The organism is Lysinibacillus sphaericus (assembly GCF_001629735.1).
Taxonomy (GTDB): Bacteria; Bacillota; Bacilli; order Bacillales_A; family Planococcaceae; genus Lysinibacillus; species Lysinibacillus pinottii.
Window position 1 is genome coordinate 791,488 of the sequence record NZ_CP015224.1, and the last position, 19,189, is coordinate 810,676.

At 39.2% G+C, this 19,189-nt stretch carries 16 protein-coding genes; 13 read left to right on the forward strand and 3 right to left on the reverse strand.

The genetic code is table 11. The features are described 5' to 3' along the window. Positions 1-15: 15 nt before the first annotated feature. The 5 genes from A2J09_RS03760 (at position 16) to A2J09_RS03780 (ending at position 4,325) form a co-directional block, all read left to right on the forward strand. Positions 16-1,209: a pyridoxal phosphate-dependent aminotransferase gene (locus A2J09_RS03760; protein WP_012293741.1), complete on the forward strand. Its 1,194-nt coding sequence runs from the start codon at positions 16-18 to the stop codon at positions 1,207-1,209. 28 nt (positions 1,210-1,237) lie between these two features. After that, positions 1,238-2,533, forward strand: a complete 1,296-nt coding sequence (gene asnS, locus A2J09_RS03765; protein WP_036161220.1) for an asparagine--tRNA ligase — start codon at positions 1,238-1,240, stop codon at positions 2,531-2,533. 77 nt (positions 2,534-2,610) lie between these two features. Continuing rightward, complete coding sequence (locus tag A2J09_RS03770) at positions 2,611-3,339, forward strand: DnaD domain-containing protein (protein WP_036161224.1); 729 nt, start codon at positions 2,611-2,613, stop codon at positions 3,337-3,339. Positions 3,340-3,351: 12 nt separating this feature from the next. Continuing rightward, positions 3,352-4,014, forward strand: coding sequence for an endonuclease III (gene nth, locus A2J09_RS03775; protein ID WP_012293743.1), 663 nt, complete (start codon positions 3,352-3,354; stop codon positions 4,012-4,014). After that, positions 4,011-4,325, forward strand: coding sequence for a YpoC family protein (locus A2J09_RS03780; protein WP_012293744.1), 315 nt, complete (start codon positions 4,011-4,013; stop codon positions 4,323-4,325). The genes nth and A2J09_RS03780 overlap by 4 nt, the downstream gene beginning before the upstream one ends. 73 nt (positions 4,326-4,398) lie before the next feature. On the opposite strand, the gene A2J09_RS03785 is transcribed toward A2J09_RS03780, so the two are convergent. Together A2J09_RS03785 and recU are read right to left on the reverse strand one after the other, a co-directional pair. After that, a complete protein-coding gene (locus A2J09_RS03785) occupies positions 4,399-7,077 on the reverse strand; it encodes a penicillin-binding protein 1A (RefSeq protein WP_012293745.1) in 2,679 nt (892 codons plus the stop codon). Between the two features lies 1 nt (position 7,078). Next, positions 7,079-7,723: a Holliday junction resolvase RecU gene (recU, locus tag A2J09_RS03790; protein ID WP_012293746.1), complete on the reverse strand. Its 645-nt coding sequence runs from the start codon at positions 7,721-7,723 to the stop codon at positions 7,079-7,081. A 380-nt stretch (positions 7,724-8,103) separates the two neighbouring features. Here recU and A2J09_RS03795 point away from each other — a divergent pair, with 380 nt between their 5' ends. The 3 genes from A2J09_RS03795 to A2J09_RS03805 all read left to right on the forward strand — a co-directional run bounded on the left by A2J09_RS03795 (position 8,104) and on the right by A2J09_RS03805 (position 11,147). Next, positions 8,104-8,298, forward strand: coding sequence for a hypothetical protein (locus tag A2J09_RS03795; protein WP_008176489.1), 195 nt, complete (start codon positions 8,104-8,106; stop codon positions 8,296-8,298). 217 nt (positions 8,299-8,515) lie between these two features. After that, positions 8,516-8,899 (forward strand): YppE family protein, encoded by a 384-nt coding sequence (locus tag A2J09_RS03800; RefSeq protein ID WP_012293747.1) that lies wholly within the window; start codon positions 8,516-8,518, stop codon positions 8,897-8,899. Beyond that, positions 8,874-11,147, forward strand: a complete 2,274-nt coding sequence (locus A2J09_RS03805; RefSeq protein ID WP_012293748.1) for a DEAD/DEAH box helicase — start codon at positions 8,874-8,876, stop codon at positions 11,145-11,147. Before A2J09_RS03800 ends, A2J09_RS03805 begins: the two co-directional genes overlap by 26 nt. 244 nt (positions 11,148-11,391) lie before the next feature. On the opposite strand, the gene A2J09_RS03810 is transcribed toward A2J09_RS03805, so the two are convergent. Next, a complete protein-coding gene (locus A2J09_RS03810) occupies positions 11,392-11,748 on the reverse strand; it encodes a hypothetical protein (protein ID WP_012293749.1) in 357 nt (118 codons plus the stop codon). Between the two features lie 544 nt (positions 11,749-12,292). Here A2J09_RS03810 and A2J09_RS03815 point away from each other — a divergent pair. Genes A2J09_RS03815 through A2J09_RS03835 form a run of 5 tightly spaced genes read left to right on the forward strand, consistent with a single transcriptional unit; the run spans position 12,293 to position 19,076 of the window. Further along, positions 12,293-12,760 carry a GNAT family N-acetyltransferase gene (locus A2J09_RS03815; protein ID WP_036161229.1) on the forward strand — a complete coding sequence of 156 codons (468 nt, stop codon included), beginning with the start codon at positions 12,293-12,295 and terminating at the stop codon, positions 12,758-12,760. 41 nt (positions 12,761-12,801) lie between these two features. Next, on the forward strand, positions 12,802-13,326 hold the full coding sequence (locus A2J09_RS03820) for a phage tail protein (RefSeq protein ID WP_012293751.1): 525 nt from the start codon (positions 12,802-12,804) through the stop codon (positions 13,324-13,326). Positions 13,327-13,351: 25 nt separating this feature from the next. Next, positions 13,352-13,846 carry a phage tail protein gene (locus A2J09_RS03825; protein WP_031419402.1) on the forward strand — a complete coding sequence of 165 codons (495 nt, stop codon included), beginning with the start codon at positions 13,352-13,354 and terminating at the stop codon, positions 13,844-13,846. 19 nt (positions 13,847-13,865) lie between these two features. Then, positions 13,866-14,402, forward strand: a complete 537-nt coding sequence (locus A2J09_RS03830; RefSeq protein ID WP_012293753.1) for a phage tail protein — start codon at positions 13,866-13,868, stop codon at positions 14,400-14,402. 24 nt (positions 14,403-14,426) lie between these two features. Further along, on the forward strand, positions 14,427-19,076 hold the full coding sequence (locus A2J09_RS03835) for an S-layer homology domain-containing protein (RefSeq protein ID WP_012293754.1): 4,650 nt from the start codon (positions 14,427-14,429) through the stop codon (positions 19,074-19,076). Positions 19,077-19,189: the final 113 nt, after the last annotated feature.

A 19,189-nucleotide genomic window follows, 5' to 3' on the forward strand; every position in this document is an offset into this window, starting at 1 on the left:
AGGAGTAGATCCCGGATGAAAAACTTATTAGCAACACGTGTAAAAACTTTAACACCATCTTCAACATTAGCTATTACTGCGAAAGCAAAAGCACTAAAAGAGCAAGGTATTGATGTCATTGGCCTTGGTGCTGGTGAACCAGACTTTAATACACCTCAAAACATTTTAAATGCTGCCATTGATTCAATGGAAAAGGGCTATACAAAATATACACCTGCTGGTGGACTTCCAGTTCTAAAAAAAGCCATTATCGATAAACTACAGCGCGATAATAACCTTTCTTATCAGCCTAATGAAGTGATTGTGGGTGTAGGTGCAAAGCATATTTTATACACGTTATTCCAAGTCATTTTAAACGAGGGCGATGAAGTTATTATTCCAATCCCTTATTGGGTGTCTTATCCTGAGCAAGTGAAATTAGCGGGCGGAGTACCTGTATACGTTGAAGGTACACGTGAACAAAGCTATAAAATTACTGCCGATCAATTAAGAGCTGCTGTAACTGATAAAACAAAAGCTGTCATTATCAACTCACCTAGCAACCCGTCTGGTATGATATATTCACGTGAAGAGCTTGCAGAACTTGCTGCAGTTGCAGAAGAAAAGGATATTTTAATCGTGTCAGATGAAATTTATGAGAAGCTTGTATACAATGGTATTGAGCATTTTTCAATTGCACAACTTTCTGATGCAGTGAAAGCACGTACAATTGTTGTGAATGGTGTGGCAAAATCTCACTCTATGACAGGCTGGCGTATTGGTTATGCTGCAGGTGATGCGGACATCGTTAAAGCAATGACTGACCTTGCATCACACTCAACATCTAATGCGACAACAACTGCACAATATGCAACTGTTGAAGCGTATAATGGCCCACAGGACGCTGTAGAGGAAATGCGCCAAGCATTCGAATCTCGTCTTGAGAAAATTTACCCACAGGTAAGTGCAATTCCTGGCTTCCATGTCTTAAAACCACAGGGTGCATTCTACTTATTACCAGATGTAGCAGAAGCTATGGCTCACACTGGCTATGATTCAGTAGACGCATTCGCTGCGGATATTTTAACAGAAGCAAACGTGGCTGTGATTCCAGGCTCTGGCTTTGGTGCACCAACTACTATGCGATTATCTTATGCTACATCTTTAGACTTACTAGAAGAGGCAGTCCGTCGTATTGATACATTTGTAAAATCAAAATGGCAAGACTAATCCCTCTAGACAACTTTGGAGGATTTCTATGAAAAAAATTATGATTAAAGATATGCCACAGCATATCGGTGAAACAGTCAAAATTGGCGCTTGGCTAGCTAACAAACGTTCAAGTGGTAAAATCGCCTTCTTACAACTTCGTGATGGTTCTGGCTTTGTTCAGGGTGTTGTCGTGAAAGAAGAGGTGGGGGAAGAAATTTTTGCAACAGCTAAGGGACTAACGCAAGAAACTTCTATGTATATTACAGGAGAAGTGAAAGCTGACGAACGTTCAAGCTTTGGCTGTGAACTAGCTGTAACAGGAATTGAAGTTCTACATACAGCGACAGATTTCCCAATTACACCAAAGGAACACGGTCCTGAATTTTTAATGGATAACCGTCATTTATGGTTACGTTCTCGTAAACAACATGCCATTATGAAAATCCGTAATGAAATCATTCGTGCTACTTACGAATTTTTCAACAATAATGGTTTTACAAAGATGGACCCACCAATTTTAACAGGGTCTTCACCGGAAGGTACATCTGAGCTCTTCCATACGAAATACTTTGATGAGGATGCTTTCCTTTCTCAATCAGGACAGCTTTATATGGAAGCGGCAGCTATGGCACTAGGGAAAGTATTTTCATTCGGTCCAACTTTCCGTGCTGAAAAATCTAAAACACGTCGTCACTTAATCGAGTTCTGGATGATTGAGCCTGAGATGGCCTTTGTAGAATTTGAAGAAAATCTAGAGGTACAGGAGCAATATGTAACGCATATTGTACAATCGGTTCTGGCTAACTGCAAATTAGAATTAGAGCGACTTGAACGTGATACATCGAAACTTGAAAATATTAAAGCACCATTCCCTCGTATTTCATATGATGATGCGATCAAGCTTTTACATGAACAAGGTTTTGACGATATTGAGTGGGGTGACGATTTTGGTGCACCTCATGAAACAGCCATTGCTAATTCATTCGACAAGCCCGTATTCATTACATGCTATCCAGTAGGCATTAAACCATTCTATATGCAACCACATCCAGATCGCGATGATGTTGTATTATGTGCTGATTTAATTGCACCTGAAGGCTATGGTGAAATTATTGGTGGTTCTGAGCGTATCCATGACTATGATTTATTAAAATCTCGTCTTGAAGAACATAACCTATCTTTAGATGCATATGCATGGTATTTAGACCTTCGTAAACATGGTTCTGTTCCACATTCAGGCTTTGGACTTGGATTAGAACGAACTGTTGCATGGATTTCTGGTACAGAACATATTCGTGAAACCATTCCATTCCCACGTTTACTGAACCGCTTATATCCATAAGCAAATCAATTTCAAAGTCGCGTAGTGAAATATCTACGCGGCTTTTCTACTTACTTAAAGAAGGAGTCAAGAGAAATATGAATGCAAATAATCATCGACTCCGTACATGGACTGAGCAGAGAATGATTCCCATCCCTCAGCTTTTTTTTCAGTTTTATAAGGAGTTAAATATAGAGGATGAAGAGGCGCTAATTGTCATGCACTTATTAGCCTTTCATATGGAAGGGTATGACTTCCCTACACCGAATGATCTAAAGAATCGTCTCACAATGCCAGAAAATGAACTAACATCCCGTTTACAACGATTAATGCAAAAGGGCTTCCTTGAAATTACTCGTGATGTGGATACAGGTGGCAAGCTCTATGAAAAATATTCGGTTTATCCACTCTGGGAGCGAATTGTGCAGATGATCGAGATGAAAGAGCAACAAAAATCCGCCATAACACTTCAACAAGAAGAAGGAGAGATTTTCCGACTCTTTGAAGAAGAAATGGGACGTCTTTTATCTCCTTTAGAGCTTGAAAAAATAGGATGTTGGCTTGATGAGGACAACCATAGTCCAACACTCATTAAAGAGGCATTAAAAGAAGCTGTGTTTGCAGGGAAACTGAGTATTCGTTATATTGATCGGATTTTGTTAGAGTGGAAGAAGAAAAATATTACGACACCACAGGCTGCACAAAAGCAAAGTGAGCAGTTTCGTGAGAAGCAAACCTTTAGTAGAAATCCAGCACGCACAGTTCAGCAAGATGCACAACCAACCAATAAAGTACCATTTTATAATTGGTTAGAAGAGAGAGAATAGGGGGCGTCCGGTTTGTTAACAAAAAAACAGTGGGAGCATTGCCTAGAAGAAATGGATCGAATGTTTCCTAATGCACATTGTGAGCTTGTGCATGACAACGCCTTTGAGCTCACAATTGCGACATTATTATCTGCACAATGTACGGATGTACTTGTTAATAAAGTAACAAAAACATTATTTCAGAAATATAAAACGCCTGAAGATTATTTGGCTGTCCCATTGGAAGAATTACAACAGGATATTCGCTCTATTGGCTTATATCGCAATAAGGCGAAGAACATCCAGGCTTTATGTCAACGTTTACTAGATGAATATAATGGCGAAATACCCGCAACCCGAGAAGCACTTGTAACATTGCCAGGTGTGGGGCGGAAAACAGCCAATGTAGTGCTATCAGTAGCCTTTGATATTCCTGCACTGGCAGTCGATACCCATGTAGAGCGTGTTTCTAAACGTCTAGGTCTTTGCCGATGGAAAGATTCCGTGCTTGAAGTCGAAGAAACGATTATGAAAAAAACACCTATGGATAAGTGGTCGAAAACGCATCATCAGTTAATCTTCTTTGGCCGTTATCATTGTAAGGCTCAAAATCCTGGCTGCCATGCCTGTCCTTTACTCAGCGATTGTCGTGAAGGTCAAAAGCGTTTGAAGAAAGGTTTGGTGAAGGAAGCATGAATAGTGAAGCTATTGCAAAAGATCAGGTAGATGCTTGGTTTGCCCAATGGACAACCCTTCAAGCGAACATCCACGAAGCCCATGATGCTCGAAACGGTACAGCAAAAGGCTTAATGGAAGAAGCAATTAAGTTGTTTGAACAACTTGTACAGGCGGCAGGAGACGAGGTGCTGCCGATTAATGGAGTTGAACGGCTTGCCTTTATCAAAGCTAAGCCAGGACAATACGCTTGTTATCGTCAGCTTGATGAATTGTTTAAGGAAACGAAAAAACGGACAGCACGTTTGCGAATTCAAGCTAGTAAAAAATAGAGTGGGTAGGATAGTTTAAGCTCTTTATAGAATGAAAAAACCGAGAAGCATCCTGTGCTTCTCGGTTTTTCGTTTATTCTGAGCTTTGTTCTTCATCATTTGGGTCTACAGGATCAGTAGGCGGCGTTGGTTGCTGACTTCCATCTGAACCACCGTTATTGCCACCGTTGTTGCCGTTATTCCCATGCCCATTGCCATTATTATTATTGCCACCGTTGTTGCCATTTCCGTTGCCGTTGCCATTATTATTACCATTATCTTGATCTCCTTCACCAGGATCTGTTGGTAAATCAATGTTTGGCTCTTCCGGATTTTCTGTTTCTACATCCTCTTCTTCCGTTGTACTAGTAATTTGGAAAGTAGTGGTACCAGGTTCACTTCGTGCACCATCCACAATGGCTACGACTGAAATCGTGTAATTGCCATCTTCCAGCGTGTTGGCCACTGTTAAACCTTTACTCTCTGTTTTACCAAGGTCAAACTTTTTACCGTCATCACGGGTTGCAGTTACTTCAAAGGAAGTCGGTAATGGTTCGTCTGTCTCTGGATTCAAGCTAGCATCATGTTCCCAAGAAATGTTGATGGACTGTGCACCTAAATCTAAGCTTGCAGATACGTTGTATGGCGTAGCCAATTCTGGTGCCTCATAAACACTCGACACTTCTGTTGGCTCAGTACCACGAACGAATAGCTCTGTTTGACGTAATTCACTTGGTGTAAAGTCACTTGCCAATTTCAATGGCTTAGACCCTACTTCAATCGTTGCTTCTACAACTGTACTTGGCTTTTTAAAGCTTTCTGTTTCAACGTTTGCTGAAATATCTTGCATAATCGATTTAAATAGATTTTGTGGTAAACGTCGTTCTTCCCACGTTGTAATTGGATCAAAATGTTTTTCATAGCCACTCCATATAGCAATGGAATAGTTTGTCGTATAACCAGCAAACCATGAATCTGGGACGCTTGTGTTCGGTAAATTATATTTATTAAAATCTTCAGCTGAATAGTTGGTTGTACCTGTTTTACCTGCGATATCTAGTCCAGGGACGTTAGCTGCAGTACCTGATGCGTCAGGTTTGTTGCCAACTACATCACGTAGCATATCTGTTACCATATAAGCTGTAGCTTCACTCATCGCTACATTAGGCTCAGGTGTATAATTTTTAGATGTTTTCCCATCACGGTAAACAATTTTTGTAATAGCGTGTGGGTCCGTATAAACGCCGTTATTTCCGAATGCTGCATAGGAAGCCGCCATTTGAATTGGGGAGATAGTAATCGCTCCACCACCAATTGCGTCTGATTCGTAAAGGTTTTCTGTTTCAATCCCTAAACGTCCAACAAACTCCTTCGCATTTTCAGTACCTACTTCTTGTAATGCTTTGACAGCGGGTACGTTACGTGAAGCATATAATGCCTTACGAGCGGTCATGGCACCCATATATCTGCCATCCCAGTTTGTAATAGTTTGTTTTGAATTGGAATAGTTCATAGGTTCATCTACAAGTGTATGGCCTGTAGACCATTTTAAATATTCAATGGCTGGACCGTAGTCCACTAATGGTTTCATGGTAGAACCAGGTTGATTTTTTGTTAAATCATCTGCATAGTTCCAGCCACGTTCGGCACCATAATGTCGACCGCCACCAACAGCTTGAATAGCACCTGTTTTCGTATCAATGACTGCTACACCTGACTGAATATCTTCTGTCGGGAAATTGCTGTCATCGTTCATGACATTTTCAACAACTTTTTGGGCATTTGGATCAAGTGTTGTATACACTTTAATACCTTCTGCCATGGCTGAACCATCACCGTTATTTTCCAATTCATTAATAACGACATCTAGGAAGGCATCGTATTTCGAACCAGCAAAGGATTGACGCGTTGCATCGTCTGCAAGACCTGCTTGGACATCAACGTTTTTAGCTTCTTCCATTTCTGTTTTCGAAATTTTTCCGTGTTGATACATTAATCCTAAAACCGTATTTCGACGTTGCTTGGCAAGATCAGGGTTTTTCAATGGATTATAAGCATTTGGTCGTTGTACTAATCCTGCTAATAATGCTTCTTCATCTAATGTTAAATCTTTTAATTCTTTTCCATAGAAATATTGGGCTGCTGTACCAAATCCATAAATACGGCCTGACATTAGCATTTTATTGAAATACATTTCAAAAATTTCTTCTTTTGAATATTTACGTTCTAATTGAAATGCTAGCCAAGCTTCCTGTGCTTTACGCTTTAATTTCTTTTCATTTTGTAAAAATGAGTTTTTGACCACTTGCTGTGTTAGGGTAGAGGCACCTTGTGCACCAAAGCCATCACGGAAGTTAGCAAGTATGGCACCACCTAGACGGTAGAAGTCCATGCCGTGATGTTTAAAAAAGCGTACATCTTCCGTTGCAAGAATAGCGTTCACCATGTCTTCGGGTATATCTTCATATTTTATATATTTGCGGTTTTCAGCACCAATTGTTGCAAATATTTCACCGTTTTTATCGTAGAACTCTGAAGACACAGGGTCTTTCAATAATTCCTCATCAAGCTTAGGAGCGGTGCTCGCATAGTAAGCAAATAAACCTGCTCCTCCAATGAAGCCTACAACACCGATGACTAATAGAGTTAAGAAAATACGTTTTATCCACATTTTAGCGGGTGTTGACGATTTTGTTGTTGTTTTCTTACCTTTTTTATTTTTTTCAGCGAGAGCCTTTTGATGCTCTCCACGTGTTCGACGACGTTCAGTCATTCTATTTCTCCTCACTTTCAAACCTGTAGCATTTTGCATCGATCAGTTGTTGGATGATGGGTAAATAATCGATACGTGGATAATAGCTAGTAGGAATTTCATACGCCTCTTCTACAATTGTTGAAAAGGGTATGGATTTACGATTGCCACTTTCCATTGCTTTCCAGGCCTTTTGTAAAACTTCATATGGCACAATAAAATATCGTTCAAAAGCTGAAAAGCGAACGATAATAAAAGCCACACCATTTTGTTCAGTCACTTGCTGCATATGGGTCATTTGATGCTCATGAATGTTTTTTAAGGGGAAACTGGTTTTGGAAGCAGTTTCCTTTGCATCAAAATCAATATAATGCCCATTCCAAACACCATTGTAGTCGGTTGTAGAGGGTGTTCGAAAATATGCTTCACGAATGACAGCAGCACTTCGTGAAGGGTACTCTACTTTGACGATTTGTACAGGGACAGGTTTCTTGTGAATAATAGCAAGTCGTCTTTTTATATAATAGTCGTTTGCTTCATTAATTTCATCTTCTAGCGTCTTTCCACGATTACTAAAAGACAAATCTTTACTTTTACTCTTTTTTTCTGTTTTCTGTACAGAAGTATTGGGGGTATACAATTTCCCATTTGGATAGCGAATTGTCATTTAGCTCACCCTTTATCAAACTGCTTTCCTATATAGTAGTTTACCATGATTTGATGGCTCTTCTCTACCTACATCCGTGTTGTCTTTGTTACAAGACTAGTAGACAGTGGATGCAATGAATAAACAAATTGCGTCGAAAAAAAGCTCATGATTGTCTTCCTCGAATCGTCAAAATAACTGATAAATTTAAACATAAAAACGTTTGAAGAGTGGTGAAATATCTACACCTTTCATTCAGGACGCCTTTTTAGTTGGAAGGTTCATTTTTAAAAATTTATCGAAAATCTTCTTCTTTCAGCTAACTTACGCTTATTTTGTCACGCATGAAGGTAATTTTATACATGCGAGGAATACTTAAGTAAAGCAAAGGGGGCGTTATTTTGAACAAGTTAGAACAATTAGTTGCGCAGTTAGATCTGGTCAATCAATTACTTTTCACGAGAGTGTCTCTGGAGAACAATGCTCAGAATATGCACTTTTTTTTGCAGCTCAAAGCAGTTAGCCAGAAAGTAAGCTTAGCAGAAAAGAACTGGCAAGTAAAGAATGCTTGTTCGCCTATTAGTAGTGAAAAATGATAGACTTTGGTACACTTATCTCATAAGCAATTGAACTAACTCAATAGCATTAAAATTGATACAGTATTTACCACAAAACAAGTAGGTAAAGGTAAGGGTATCAAGAGATGCCATATTTTCGTAGTTGAAATGATGGACAAGACATACTCATCATATATATGTACTTGCTACGAAAAATATTTGCTTACATGTAATTGATGAGAGATGAGGTGCAAAATTGTTAGTTATTCAGCAAACATCCAAATTATTAGATGAATGTGATCGATGTGTTTCACGTTTTTGGCAAATGCGTGAGGAGGACCGTACACCTGATTTTTTTCAAGAGGTGAAACCACATGCTGATAAAATTCACCAACTGTTGAAGGAATGGCAGCAAGAGGCCAATAAATGGATTCAAGAGAATCGACCGAAATATATGCATACACAACAAATTGCTTCAACGGTAGAATCGATGGAGCAATTTGTTGTGCAATCTTATTATAAGGAAACAAGTAAAAAACGTTTTTTAGATGCTATTCATTCTACCTCCTTTACAATGAAAAACTTCGAACGACTGGTAAAGGAGGAGGCAGTAAATGCTATCGAAGAAACGAACGATTAGCGAGCTTTTACATGAATGGAGATATGATGAAGAATTAAAAGAACGCATTCTTCATTGGCAAACACTTGAAGCCCGTCCTGCTAGTTATGCTTCTTTCCCAGAAAATTTACATCCTTCTTTAGTGAAGGCTTTAAAGGCAAGAGGGATCGAGCAACTTTATACGCATCAGCGAGAGGCCTTTGATTTGGCACAGAGTGGTACATCTTTTACGGCTGTTACACCAACCGCATCAGGTAAATCGTATTGCTATCATTTACCGGTGTTGCAAAAAATAATAGAGGATAACAACGCACGTGCCATTTATTTATTTCCAACAAAGGCTTTAGCACAGGATCAAAAAAATGACTTGAATGAACTTATTGAACAAAGTGGTGAAGAAATTTTAAGTTATACTTATGATGGTGATACGGCTCCAGGCATTCGTCAGAAGGTTCGTAAAGCAGGACATATCGTTATGACGAATCCTGATATGCTTCATTCAGGAATTTTGCCACACCATACGAAATGGGTATCGCTATTTGAAAATTTGCAGTATATCGTTATTGATGAATTGCATACATATAAAGGGGTATTTGGTTCTCATGTTGCTCATGTTATTCGTAGATTAAAACGCATATGTGAATTTTATGGTAGTAACCCTGTGTTTATCTGTACTTCAGCCACGATAAAAAATCCTAAGGAGCTGGCAGAGTTGCTAACAAATGAATCACATGCGCTCATCGCAGACTCTGGAGCACCTGTCGGTAAGAAAACATTTCTTTTCTATAATCCGCCCATTATTCATAAAACTTTTGGGGTGCGTAGAAGTGCTGTATTAGAGGTAAGTGATTTAGCAAAGAGGCTTTATATAGCTGGTATTCAATCCATCATTTTCGCTAAAAGTAGGGTACGGGTTGAAATGATTGTCACTTATTTAAAGGAACTCACACGCAATAAGCTGCTTGATGAATCCGTGCGTGGCTACCGAGGTGGTTATTTGCCATCTGAACGTCGGGTCATTGAAAAAGGCTTGCGTGATGGAACCATTCAAACCGTTGTCAGTACAAATGCGTTAGAATTAGGGGTCGATATTGGCCAGTTACAAGCATGTATTATGACAGGTTATCCAGGTAATATCGCAAGTGCCTGGCAACAAGCAGGACGTGCAGGAAGGCGGCAAGATGAGGCTTTAATTATCTATGTTGCACAATCGACTGCTCTTGATCAGTATGTGGTTAATCATCCTTTATTTTTACTTGGTAGTGCACCAGAGGAGGCACGTATTTATCCAGAAAATATGTTAATTCTAATGGATCATTTAAAATGTGCCGCTTTTGAATTACCTTTTTCTATAGAAGATACTTATGGTGAATATGACATACAAGAGTTGTTAGATTATTTAGCCGAAGAAGGCGTTGTCTTTAAGACGAGTGATAAGTGGCATTGGATGAGTGATCGTTTCCCAGCACATGATATTAGCTTACGGTCTGCTTCGCAGGAAAATGTGGTAATTATTAATCTGTCTATTCCTGCCCAAACAAAGGTAATTGGAGAAATGGATCGTCATAGTGCCATGACATTATTACATGAGGAAGCGATTTATTTACATCAAGGGATTCAATTCCAAGTAGAGCAGCTCGACTGGGAAGAAAAGAAAGCCTATGTCCGTGAAGTCGACGTCGATTATTATACAGATGCCAATCTTGCCGTTGAAATGAAGGTATTAGAGGAAGATCGAAGCCGAGGATATAATGGTGGTACGATTAGCTTCGGGGATGTAGGATTAGTCGCACAGGCAACTATTTTCAAAAAAATTCGCTTTGGAACGCATGATAATATCGGATCGGGGCCCATTCATTTACCTCCAGATGAAATGCATACAAGTGCATCATGGCTTTCACTTCATCTAACAGAGCAATGGTCAGAGGCGGAATTGACAGAGGTAATGATTGGAGTAGCCTATGCCATGAATGCGTTTATTCCTTTGTTTATTCAATGTGATAGCAGTGATGTAGCAGTTGTCCCACAAGTTAAAGCATCCCATAATGAGTTGCCCACATTTTTTGTTTACGATAAATATCCTGGTGGGATTGGTTTAAGTGAAAAGGTCTATGACTTATGGGAAGATCTATTAATGAAAACCTTAGAGCATGTTTCAAAATGTCCTTGTGAATCTGGATGTCCATCATGTATTGGAGCGCAGGACAGTTTGCAGGAAGGAAAAAAGAGGGTCATTATACTTCTTCAGAGATTAAATCAAATTAATTAAAAAAGAAAAGAGGGCTTGTGGTATATCTGAATGATTTCCTCAAGCTCTCTTTATCTATCTATTAATGTATATACCTGACAATTTTTTTAGAAGGATTTATTTCTTTTTTTAGTATGGAACTAAGTCCTTTTACACTTTTTCCTCTACGTTTATTGGCAATGCAAGAGGTATATTAATAAATTTGTGAAGACAATACTGTTCTGATTCGAGTGCTGAACATTTGGTGTAGTAGAATAGTCAAAAATTAGTCGATAGAAATTTTGTGTTTCTCATGAAGTAGTATTGTACCATTTACTTTAACGACGATATTTAAACTGAGTAATCCACCTATTTTTACTTTTACTGTTGATACTGTTCCATTAGTTTCTGTAATTTCACCTTTCAATTTTACAAAGGGATAAACTTGTTTGAACATACTGTCTCTACTCTTTTTATCTACTACTTCATTATTAATATAAAGAACCTCTTCCGTCACAGCATTTACAATGCGAATAATATGCCCCTTATATTCTAACTGCCATACTTTAAATACTTCTTTTTCTAAATCCTCTGTTGTGTTTTTCCATTCTTTTTTTAGTTCTTCACGAAAATTTTTAAACAATGCGTTTCCTCCAAGAAAAGTTATTAATGATTACATAAATATTTTTACTTCATTACAAAGTAAGGGTGGCATTCATCTAACGCACCTTATATATGTAATTTCATTTTATAGAAAATACTTGCAATAGTACAAGCGAATTAGATAAAAGTGTTAGTTTTCTAGAAATAAAATTATTTAAATGGTCAACCAACAAGGATGCCGTAACTTTATGGAGAATGGACTTTTTAAATAATAATTCAATGTATGATTACACAATAAATAGAATTAAAAAGGAGTTAAGGCTAAATAAACTTTATTCAAACATGTTCGTGTTGATTAATTCGGGGCTTTGTCTCGTTTGTGTGACTTACACCAACAATTAGAAAAGTAAGGTAAAGAAAATTTTAAATATACAAATATTTGTTGAATGTTAACTTTAAGTAATATATAAATAAATAGGAATATATGGTTTTTAACTAGGAGGACAATTATTCTCTCCTAGTTAATCTGAAATGGGACATAATTTTATAGGTTTAATGACTATTTGATGAAATGGTGGTGGAATATGGTACAGACTCGAAATGTTGTATCTCAAGATGATGCGTTTCTTTACGAGTTATATATTTCTACACGAAAGAACGAGTTTTCGATGCTTGCCGTAGATGAACAACAATTACACGCGCTTTTACTGATTCAATACGAAGCGCAAAAGAGATTTTATCAACAAAATTTTCCGCAAGCAAAGCATGAAATTATTTTTCATGAAGGTTTGGAAATTGGTAGGATAATGACTGAATGTAAAAGTGGGAATATTCATTTAATTGATATTTCTTTATTGCCTGATTTTAGAGGTAAGGGCTATGGAACCAAGTTATTAAAGCAATTACAAAACAGTGCGGCTAGTCAGAATTTGTCTGTTACACTCCATGTATGGCATGGAAATCCTGCAAGGCGCCTATATGAAAGATGCGGATTTTACGTTACCGAAGACATTTCTCCGTATATTGCCATGAGGTTTGAGTCACTCGGTTAAAAGACTGAATTTTCAATTTATTCGAAAGGAGGTGAGAGTCAATGAGTGAGTCTTATTTAGGAGAGATTCGTATGTTTGCAGGAAACTTTGCTCCTCAGGGATGGGCTTTATGCAATGGACAACTTCTTAGTATTTCAGAAAATGAGGCACTTTTTGCTTTACTTGGAACAACATATGGAGGGGATGGTCAAACTACTTTTAAGTTGCCAGATTTAATGGGACGTGTTCCTATTCATGTTAGTCCACAGTACGGTATAGGTGTTGCTGGTGGTACAGAATTGATTACGTTAACTGCCAATCAACTGCCAAATCATACACATACTGTTCAAGCGGCTACAGCTGTTGGGAATACCTCAACACCGACTAATAAGCTGTGGGCAACGACAAGTGGATATTCTAATTACTCAAATGATAAAGATGGAGCTGGCAATCCGTTAACGCCAGTTACAATGAACGCTAATGCTAGCTCGGTTGTTGGTGGCAATCAGTCACATGACAACATGATGCCAACAGTAGCAATTTCCTTCATTATTTCGTTATATGGAGTATTTCCTACCCAGCCATAAAACATATGTACAAAGGAGGATGAAAATGGCAGAACCATATTTAGGTGAAGTTCGATTATTTGCGATGAATTATGCGCCAAGATACTGGTTATCTTGTGAAGGGCAATTGCTTCCTATTAATCAGTATCAAGCTTTATACGCGCTGTTAGGAACGGTTTATGGAGGGGATGGGGTAAAAACATTTGCCTTACCGGATTTGCGAGGACGTGTCCCAATCCATGTAGGTCCTTCATTACCTTTAGGAACAAAGGCGGGTGAAGTGACACATTCTTTAACAGTTAATGAAATACCTCAACATACTCATCAAGTGTACGGCTCATCAAACCTTGCAAGTGTACCCTCCCCTAAAGGAAATGTATGGGCACAAAAGGATAACTTATATGCAGATGGTCCGACTGTAACGATGAATTCAGCTGCATTATCTTCTGCTGGAGGAGGACAGGCCCATAATAATATGCAGCCTTATTTAGCCGTACATTTTTGTATCGCTACTCAAGGTATTTTTCCAACAAGAAATTAAGTAAAAGGAGTTGGTATGAATGGCAGATGCGTATATCGGTGAAATCCGAATTTTTTCAGGAAACTTTGCGCCAAAGGGGTGGGCGTTATGTAACGGTCAATTGATGAACATTCAGCAAAATACAGCACTTTATTCTATATTAGGTGTTCAGTATGGTGGCGATGGGAAGACAACCTTTGCATTACCGAATTTAATGGCGTCAGCACCTATGAATCAAGGATCAGGAATGGGATTAACACCGCGAAAAGTTGGTGAAGCGGTAGGAACACAAACAGTGACGCTTTTGGAGTCCCAAATACCTGCTCACTCTCATACTCCAGTAGCTATACAAAGTGTTGGAACGTCAGGTAATCCGATTGGTTTATTTTGGGCAGAGGGTGTAGGGGCCGGGAGACCACCCAAACAACCACATTTGTATGATACCAATTTGGATGTTCAAATGAACACGCAAGCTTTAGGTTTGACAGGTGGGAGTCAGCCACATAATAATATGCAGCCCTTCTTGGTGATGAATTATATTATTTGCTTACAGGGTGAGTTTCCATCTAGAGGGTAACAGGAAATTTAAAGGGGTGGAACTATGAATCGATCGCAGGCTTTCAAAAATGGCAGGAATGGGATTAAAATGGTCCGTAAAAAAATGAGATTTTATGTCCGTATTTTAATAGTCTTAATTTTAATGATGGCATCGATTGGCTATATCCCTGCCATAGAGGTAGAGGCTGCTGTGAATGGAACTGCTGATGGTACATATGATTTCGGTGGATCTGTCAGTGGTGATAACAGTGCGGGTGCAGGATTTTCAACCTTTTCGGATAAGTTTATAATAAGCAACGGTTTTGTAGTTGATCCAGCAACATCACAATTGTATACACAAAATTATACACCTAAGGCTCAGGAAACTCTGATTATTAAAGCAGAGGGAGGGAATATATGTAAAACATTCACGTTTAAAGACTTAGGGATAAGTATTGTTCCAGATCTTCCTAAACTCACATTTAGTAAGCTTTCCTTAGTTGTAAAAGATACGAATGGAGCTACGTTAGGCTCTCACTCAATTGCTAATAAGGAGATTTCTGGGAATGGAATGATCCATCAATTAAGTACTCTCTTAAATAATGGTAATGAATTTGATTACAATGGTGCTGAATCCTTAGAAATTACGTGGCAATTTGATTTCCCTACTAATGATCCAAATACAGAGCCATCAAACTTAAACTTTGATAATATAACAATTGCCAATGTGAGCGACAGTTTTTCTGATACTCAAACTCCTACAATATCAAACAAAACAATTACATCTTCAAATGTCAGTACAACAGGTGTAACGCTTGGGTGGGAAAAGGCAACAGACGATGTGACACTACAGGGCGATTTAGAGTATCGAGTCTATCAATCTAGCAGTAATAATATGGATACTGTTAGTGATATCGAAGTAAACGGTTTAGCATTAGGAACTGGATTTTCAAAAGATTTAGAAGTATTTAATGTGACGGGGTTATTACCAAGTACGACATATTATTTTAATGTCATTGTAAAAGATGCTGCAGGCAATAAAAGTGCTTATACAATGAAGTCAGTGACGACCTCTATTCCTGCTAATGCTCCAACTGTAACTACAAATACTATCCCATCTAATGTGACAACAACAGGAGCAACGGTTGGTGGGTATGTTACAGCTGATGGTGGAGCGATAGTTACAGAAAGAGGAATTGTCTATGCAACGACTGCCAATCCGACGACCATTAATAGTAAAATAACGATAACAGGGACAACAGGTACTTTTACTGCTGACCTAAGTGGGTTAAATCCAAATACGACGTACCATTACAGAGCATATGCGACAAACTCTGTAGGTACAAGCTATGGAAGTGATCAAACCTTTACAACAGGGTCATTAAGCAATAATGCAGACTTAAGCAACTTAACCCTTTCAACAGGAACGTTAAGTCCAGCCTTTGCTTCAGGTACGACAGATTACACTGCAAATGTAGCTAGTAATGTAGGAAATATTCAGGTTACACCGACATTAGCTGATAGTTATGCAACGCTAACGCTGAATGGGGCAGCTGTCACAAGTGGAATTGGTAAGGATATTGCCTTAAATGTCGGATTAAACACCATTACTATTATTGTAACTGCACAAAATCAAACAACAAAAATTTATACGATTACAGTTACTAGAGCAGCACCAACATATACAATTGATACAATCAGTAATCAAATGTTCCCAGCACTAACAGCTGGATACACAAGCGGCACTCAAGAAACAAAAACGTTAACAATCGCAAATACAGGAACAGGTAGTTTAGCGAATGTATCGGTAGCGATAAGTGGTGCTAATGCGGATGATTTTGATATTACGCAACCATCAGCGACGAGCTTACCAAGTGCGGGTAATACAATATTTACTGTGAGGGCAAAGGATGGCTTGGCGGTAGGAACCTATACAGCAACGGTAACGGTAAGCGCGACAAACCTAACACCAGTGACGTTCACAGTTATGCAAGTGGTCCAAGCAGCACCAACATATACAATTGATACAATCAGTAATCAAATGTTCCCAGCACTAACAGCTGGATACACAAACGGCACTCAAGAAACAAAAACGTTAACAATCGCAAATACAGGAACAGGCAGTTTAGCGAATGTATCGGTAGCGATAAGTGGTGCTAATGCGGATGATTTTGATATTACGCAACCATCAGCGACGAGCTTACCAAGTGCGGGTAATACAATATTTACCGTGAGGGCAAAGGATGATTTGGCGGTAGGAACCTATACAGCAACGGTAACGGTAAGCGCGACAAACCTAACACCAGTGACGTTTACAGTTACGCAAGTGGTCCAAGCAGCACCAACATATACAATTGATACAATCAGTAATCAAATGTTCCCAGCACTAACAGCTGGATACACAAGCGGCACTCAAGAAACAAAAACGTTAACAATCGCAAATACAGGAACAGGTAGTTTAGCGAATGTATCGGTAGCGATAAGTGGTGCTAATGCGGATGATTTTGATATTACGCAACCATCAGCGACGAGCTTACCAAGTGCGGGTAATACAATATTTACCGTGAGGGCAAAGGATGGCTTGGCGGTAGGAACCTATACAGCAACGGTAACGGTAAGGGCGACAAACCTAACACCAGTGACGTTTACAGTTACGCAAGTGGTCCAAGCAGCACCAACATATACAATTGATACAATCAGTAATCAAATGTTCCCAGCACTAACAGCTGGATACACAAGCGGCACTCAAGAAACAAAAACGTTAACAATCGCAAATACAGGAACAGGTAGTTTAGCGAATGTATCGGTAGCGATAAGTGGTGCTAATGCGGATGATTTTGATATTACGCAACCATCAGCGACGAGCTTACCAAGTGCGGGTAATACAATATTTACCGTGAGGGCAAAGGATGGCTTGGCGGTAGGAACCTATACAGCAACGGTAACGGTAAGCGCGACAAACCTAACACCAGTGACGTTTACAGTTACGCAAGAAGTCCAAGCAAATTCAGTAACAGCTCCAGATGTGCCAACGAATGTATTGGCAACGCCAGGTGATAGTTATGTAAGGGTAAGCTTTGATGTCCCGACCAATAATGGAGGTAGTACGATTACTGGATATACAGTTAAAGTTTATGTAGGCGGAGTGGAGCAGCCGATGTTAGCGAAAATAGGGACGTTAAGTCCAATCATAGTAACGGGATTAACCAACGGGACAGCCTATACATTTAAAGTGTTAGCAACTAACATTGCTGGAAATAGTGGAGAATCTATGGCATCAAATGTGGTGACACCAGTAGCTCCTACTGCCCCAGGTCAGCCAACCATACCGGTGCCAACACCAAGCTCACCAAGTTCACCAACAACATCAACGAAAATTCAAGTTGGTCTAGAAATAGATGGTGATAACCCACTGGAAAAAACTACGATTGAGATTGAACGCACAAAACATGCCAATGGTGAAATTACAGATTTCGTAGCTTTAACTGAATCGAGTGCCAAGGCAGCCATTGAAAAAGCGAAGCAAATTGACAATAACATTGTTCGTATTGTTCTCCCTGATGTTAATGATGAAATAGATAAAGTAACAGTAGAAGTTCCAAAGCAATCTCTACAATTACTACGTGAAAACGGATTATCGCTGGAAATTGCTACAGAGAATGGACTTGTTACAATTCCACATAGCTCAATGAAGGGGATAGAAGATAATTTCTATTTCCGCTTAGTACCAGTTAAAAAGAATAGTGAGCGTCAAGCCATTGAAGAACGTGCCCGTGTAGAGCGCGTAGTACATGAAGCTCTTGAAAGCAATAATGTGCATGTAGTGGCGCGTCCAATGACCATTGAGACTAATATGCCAAATCGTCCTGTGCACGTAACTTTGCCATTAAAAGGCGTGAAAATCCCAGTAAATATAGTAGAGCGTAAGGCGTTTCTTAAGCAATTAGCTATGTTTATTGAACACTCTGATGGAGAGAAAAAAGTGGTTCTTCCTGAAGTTGTAACAATGGTGAAGGGGGAGCTAGGTCTTCGTTTTACCGTTGAGAAGTTCAGTACGTTTACCATCATTCAGGTGAATAGGACAAAACCACCTTTAGAAGTAAATAAACATGAAGCCTATATTAATGGATTCCTTGATGGTACATTTGGTCCTGAAAAAAATGTAACGCGGGGGCAAGTGGCAACGATGATTGCCCGTATACTAGGCTATACAGATGGTACAGTGGACACAACACCATTATTCCGGGATATTCCAAGTGATTATTATGCAGCGGGTCCCATTGCCTTTATCAAAGAGCGGGGCATTATGAATGGGGATATCTATGGTAATTTCCGTGCAAGTGATAACATTACACGTGCGGAAATGGCAACTGTAGTGGCAAACTTTAAGCAACTTCACATTGAAGAGAATCAAAATATTACATTCAAGGATACAAAAGGTCATTGGGCACAGTGGATTATAGAGGCGATACGTACAGCAGGTATCATCAATGGTCAATCAGACGGTAGTTTTGCGCCAAACGAACCTGTAACCCGTGCTCAAGCAATAGTGATGATGAATCGCATGTTAGAGCGTGGTCCACTACAAGGTGTAACATCACCAAGTTTCCAGGATGTTAAAGAAACACACTGGGCGTTTGAAGAAATTGAAGAAGCGGCCAAAACTCATACGTATGTTATCGATCAAGATGGTAATGAAAAACTTTCAAAATAACAAATAGCAAAAGCAGACTAGGGAGAGAGAGCCTTGGTCTGTTTTTTTGTATATGAAAAATTGCACGGACAAACTGGAACTCGTCATCACCCTTAATTTCAGATAGAAGAGAG

Coding starts and splice junctions, on each gene's coding strand:
- A2J09_RS03805 (WP_012293748.1), top strand. CDS start 8,874: ATGCTATCGAAGAAACGAACGATTAGCGAGCTTTTACATGAATGGAGA.
- A2J09_RS03780 (WP_012293744.1), top strand. CDS start 4,011: ATGAATAGTGAAGCTATTGCAAAAGATCAGGTAGATGCTTGGTTTGCC.
- A2J09_RS03830 (WP_012293753.1), top strand. CDS start 13,866: ATGGCAGATGCGTATATCGGTGAAATCCGAATTTTTTCAGGAAACTTT.
- A2J09_RS03785 (WP_012293745.1), bottom strand. CDS start 7,077: ATGACTGAACGTCGTCGAACACGTGGAGAGCATCAAAAGGCTCTCGCT.
- recU (WP_012293746.1), bottom strand. CDS start 7,723: ATGACAATTCGCTATCCAAATGGGAAATTGTATACCCCCAATACTTCT.
- A2J09_RS03815 (WP_036161229.1), top strand. CDS start 12,293: ATGGTACAGACTCGAAATGTTGTATCTCAAGATGATGCGTTTCTTTAC.
- A2J09_RS03820 (WP_012293751.1), top strand. CDS start 12,802: ATGAGTGAGTCTTATTTAGGAGAGATTCGTATGTTTGCAGGAAACTTT.
- A2J09_RS03825 (WP_031419402.1), top strand. CDS start 13,352: ATGGCAGAACCATATTTAGGTGAAGTTCGATTATTTGCGATGAATTAT.
- A2J09_RS03760 (WP_012293741.1), top strand. CDS start 16: ATGAAAAACTTATTAGCAACACGTGTAAAAACTTTAACACCATCTTCA.
- asnS (WP_036161220.1), top strand. CDS start 1,238: ATGAAAAAAATTATGATTAAAGATATGCCACAGCATATCGGTGAAACA.
- A2J09_RS03770 (WP_036161224.1), top strand. CDS start 2,611: ATGAATGCAAATAATCATCGACTCCGTACATGGACTGAGCAGAGAATG.
- A2J09_RS03835 (WP_012293754.1), top strand. CDS start 14,427: ATGAATCGATCGCAGGCTTTCAAAAATGGCAGGAATGGGATTAAAATG.